Annotated in this window: 1 protein-coding gene; it reads left to right on the top strand. The window is 66.2% G+C overall.

Annotated features, from left to right (window positions below; translation table 11 throughout):
- On the top strand, positions 1 to 1894 hold a 1894-nt coding region (eccCb, locus tag QZV72_RS10080; protein ID WP_297008096.1), incomplete at its 5' end, for a type VII secretion protein EccCb.
- Positions 1895 to 2071 lie beyond the last annotated feature (177 nt).

Genomic DNA, 2071 nt, shown 5'->3' with positions numbered 1-2071 from the left:
GGAGATTGACCGCGACCTGCCCCCGGTACCGATGCCGCTGGAGCTGGTGAACACGACCGAGGCATGGTTGGACGAGCACCTCGCCGGTGAACGGGCTCGAATCTCCGAGCAGCGGGCGATGGAGGCCGCGGTGCAGTCCACCGAGGTTGCGGGACACGCCTCGATGGACGGGCAGACCACTCTCGACATGGTGGTTGCCCGTCTGGTGCCGGCGGCACGCAGGACCAGGCAGATCTGGTTGGCACCTCTGCCTGAGCAGGTGGGCCTGGAGAAAGCCCTCGGGCCGCTGTCCCTGGACCGCGGGCGTGGTCTGAGCGCGCAACGCTCCAGGTACCTGACCGTCGCACTCGGGATCAAAGACCGGCCCCGCGAGCAGTGGCAGGGGCCGATGACGGTGGATCTGTCCGGCGCGGGCGGCAACATGGTCGTCATCGGTGGCCCCCAGGCGGGTAAGTCGACGGTGCTGCGGACATTCATCACCTCCCTGGCACTGACCCACAGTCCGGTGGAGGTCAATGTCTACGCGGTGGACATGGGAGTCTCCTCGCTGGGGTACCTGGAGCGGTTGCCCCACGTCGGTGGGGTGGCGAGCCGGTTCGAGGCTGAACGGGTGAGCCGTCTTGTCTCAGAGGTCGCGCACTGGCTGGAGGAACGGGAGCAGTTGTTCCTCACTGAACAGATCAGTGATGTGGAGGAGCTCCGTCGTCGCCGTAGAGCAGGCGAGTTGTCGGAACTGGCGTGCACGGACCTGTTCCTGGTCATCGATGACTGGACGGCCTTCAAGAAGGACTTCGAGGGCCTCGTTGAGACTGTGCAGGACATCCTTCAGCACGGGCTCGGCTACGGCGTTCACGTGATCTTCGCCAACGGCCGGTGGGCGGATTTCCGTCTGCCGCTGCAGTCGGCGATCGGCACGAAGGTGGAGCTGCAGATCAATGACCCGTTGGACTCCATCGTGGGGCGTAGGCCGATGGAGGCGATGGCGGGGTCCCCGACCGGTCGGGTATTGACGACGGACACCCTCCAATCCCAGATCGCCCTGCCGACCGTGGCGCAGCCCGGGGTGGTCCGCGAGACTACCGCCCAGGCGCTGGTGGAGGCGGTAGATGGTGCGTGGGAGTCAGAGAAGCGGGCTCCGGCGGTGCGGATGCTGCCGGAGTTGGTGGAGTATGACGCGGTGCGTGCCGAGTTCCCCGGGACGCCTCGGGCGATGGTCGGCATCGCAGAGAAGGATCTGCACCCGGTGTGCTTCGACCTGGACGGGGCGCAGCGCCATGTTCTGGTCTTCGGAGACAGCGGGTCTGGAAAGACATCCACCTTGCGCACCCTGGTCCGAGAAGTGGTCGCGGACGCGGCCCCGAACTCGATGATGTTCGGCGTGTTCGACATGCGCCGGTCGTTGCTGGGGATGGTGCCGGAGGCGTTCCTCGGCGGCTACGCGGGGACGCGTCCGGCCGCTGAGCAACTGGCGAAGGGCATGTGCATGGAGCTGGAGCGACGGTTGCCACCGGCGGATGTGACCGTGGAGCAGTTGCGGAACCGGTCGTGGTGGTCAGGCCCGGAGATGTACATCCTGGTGGACAATCTGGAGATGATGGAGGGATCGACGAACCCGTTGCGCCCGTTTGTCCCGTATCTGGCGCAGGCCGCGGATCTGGGTCTTCACGTGATCGTGGCTCGGCGTGCCGCTGGACTGGGGCGGGCGAGCTACGAGAACTTCCTGCAGGGCATGCGTGAGGCCGGGGCCTCCGGGCTGCTGCTCTCCGGAGAACGGCAGGAGGGGCAGGTCTGGCCGGGCGTGTACATGCGGCACCTGCCGCCGGGTCGCGGCTTGTTTGTCGGCCGCTCCGGTGTGCCCCAGTTGATGCAGGTGGCGTTCAGCGCGGAGGGATGACGGCTCGTCTACCAGAGCTCAGCTATCCAAGGGCCACCGGAATCGACCCGTTTCATCCTGTAGTCGTCGTCACCGTCTGGGAGCTGACCCAGGGCTCCGTCAAAGTCGTCTCGTGAGCCTGTGACCAGTATGGACGCTGACGACACGCCGGGGTAGATACACGACGGGTACGTACTG

The organism is uncultured Corynebacterium sp., from assembly GCF_902782855.1.
In the GTDB taxonomy this organism is placed as follows: domain Bacteria; phylum Actinomycetota; class Actinomycetes; order Mycobacteriales; family Mycobacteriaceae; genus Corynebacterium.
Note: the sequence above shows the minus strand (reverse complement) of the source record. Positions and strands in the feature narration are given on the sequence as shown.